Source organism: Streptococcus sp. HSISS2, assembly GCF_000448665.1.
Classification (GTDB): Bacteria; Bacillota; Bacilli; order Lactobacillales; family Streptococcaceae; genus Streptococcus; species Streptococcus raffinosi.
Genome location: NZ_CM002133.1, coordinates 1,310,334 through 1,311,989 on the forward strand (window position 1 = coordinate 1,310,334; position 1,656 = coordinate 1,311,989).

The 1,656-nt window shown below is 41.1% G+C and carries 2 protein-coding genes, 1 pseudogene and 1 other annotated feature; all 3 genes and pseudogenes read right to left on the minus strand.

Annotated features, from left to right (window positions below):
• Window positions 1–31: 31 nt before the first annotated feature.
• Complete coding sequence (gene rplL, locus HSISS2_RS05835) at window positions 32–400, minus strand: 50S ribosomal protein L7/L12 (protein ID WP_021145847.1); 369 nt, start codon at window positions 398–400, stop codon at window positions 32–34.
• Window positions 401–475: 75 nt separating this feature from the next.
• Window positions 476–979, minus strand: a complete 504-nt coding sequence (gene rplJ / locus HSISS2_RS05840; RefSeq protein WP_021145848.1) for a 50S ribosomal protein L10 — start codon at window positions 977–979, stop codon at window positions 476–478.
• Between the two features lie 31 nt (window positions 980–1,010).
• Window positions 1,011–1,147: a sequence feature (ribosomal protein L10 leader region), on the minus strand.
• Between the two features lie 121 nt (window positions 1,148–1,268).
• Window positions 1,269–1,656 (minus strand): annotated as a pseudogene (locus HSISS2_RS11815) (FtsX-like permease family protein); the annotation flags it as partial.

Genomic DNA, 1,656 nt, shown 5'->3' on the forward strand with positions numbered 1-1,656 from the left:
TAGGCTTCCGCAATCAAATTGCGATACTCTATTATTTAAGAGTAACTGAAGCTCCAGCTTCTTCAAGTTTAGCTTTAAGTTCTTCAGCTTCAGCTGCAGCAACACCTTCTTTAAGAACTGATGGTGCACCGTCAACGATAGCTTTAGCTTCTTTAAGACCTTCGCCTGTGATTTCACGAACAACTTTGATAACAGCAACTTTCTTGTCGCCTGCAGATGTCAATTCAACGTCGAATGAATCTTTAGCAGCACCAGCGTCAGCAGCACCACCAGCAGCAGCAGCTACAGGAGCAGCAGCTGTTACACCAAATTCTTCTTCGATAGCTTTTACAAGGTCGTTCAATTCAAGGATTGAAGCTTCTTTAATTTCAGCAATAATGTTTTCAATGTTCAATGCCATTGTGATTTCCTCCAAATGTGTTTTTAAAATATAATGTTTTAAACGTAGCTTAGGCTACGAGTTGTGAAGATGGGCTTATGCAGCACCGTCTTCTTTGCTTTCTGCAACCGCTTTGACAGCGTATGCAACGTTGCGCACTGGCGCTTGAAGTACAGAAAGGAGCATAGAAAGCATACCTTCTTTGTTTGGAAGTGATGCAAGAGCGTTGATTTCTTCGACTGAAGTGAACGCACCGTCAACAACACCACCTTTGATTTCAAGAGCTTCTGCGTCTTTAGCAAATTCGCTAATAACTTTTGCTGGTGCGATAACATCTTCGTTTGAGAATGCTACTGCAGATGGTCCAACGAAAAGTTCTTTAAGGTCTTCAAGACCTGCTTCTTCAGCTGCACGAGTCAAGATTGAGTTTTTGATAACTTTAAATTCAACGCCTGATTCACGAAGATTACGACGAAGAACTGTATCTTGGTCAACTGTAAGTCCACGAGAGTCAACAACAACGATAGATGCTGCTGCTTTCATTTTCTCAGCGACGATAGCAACCTGTTCAGCTTTCTTAGCAATAATAGCTTCACTCATTAGTAGTTTTACCTCCGTTTTTATTTTTGGGCTAGGCACAAAAAAATCGTACCTAAACCTAGACACGAAAGTACAATACGTTACAAAAAAATAGTTACGTTTTGTGCCTCGGTTGGATGTTTACGAGTCTTGCTCCCCAACTGTCTTAGGTCAGTTTTTTCAAACCTTATTTATAATATCATGACCTAAATCAGACGTCAAGAAAAAAATGCAATTTTTTTATTTTTTCTCTATCTTTTTTCGAAGACCATAAAACCTCTCAAAATCTAAAGATTTCAAGAGGTTATTTCTAATCATACCTAAGAGCTTCGATAGGGTCGAGTTTTGAAGCCTTATTAGCCGGTAGGAGACCAAAGATAATCCCTACAGCCGCTGAGAAGGCTATGCTTCCCATGGCTACACCAAGAGAAACCGTCGCTTTAAGGTCCATGGCATTCCCAATTGGTCCAACGACTAAGGCTGCAAAGCCTAGCCCAATCAAACCTCCCAGAATGGTTAGAACCATCGACTCAATCAAAAACTGGGTCAAGATTTTACGACGTGTAGCACCTAAAAGCCTTACGAAGACCAATCTCTCGTATCCGCTCAGTTACCGAAACCAACATGATGTTCATAACACCGATTCCGCCAACTAATAATGAAATCCCAGCAATAGCTCCGACAACGGTGTAATGGTT

Bases quoted from the DNA above. Each gene is read 5' to 3' on its own strand.
- rplJ (WP_021145848.1), bottom strand. From the start codon at position 979: ATGAGTGAAGCTATTATTGCTAAGAAAGCTGAACAGGTTGCTATCGTC.
- rplL (WP_021145847.1), bottom strand. From the start codon at position 400: ATGGCATTGAACATTGAAAACATTATTGCTGAAATTAAAGAAGCTTCA.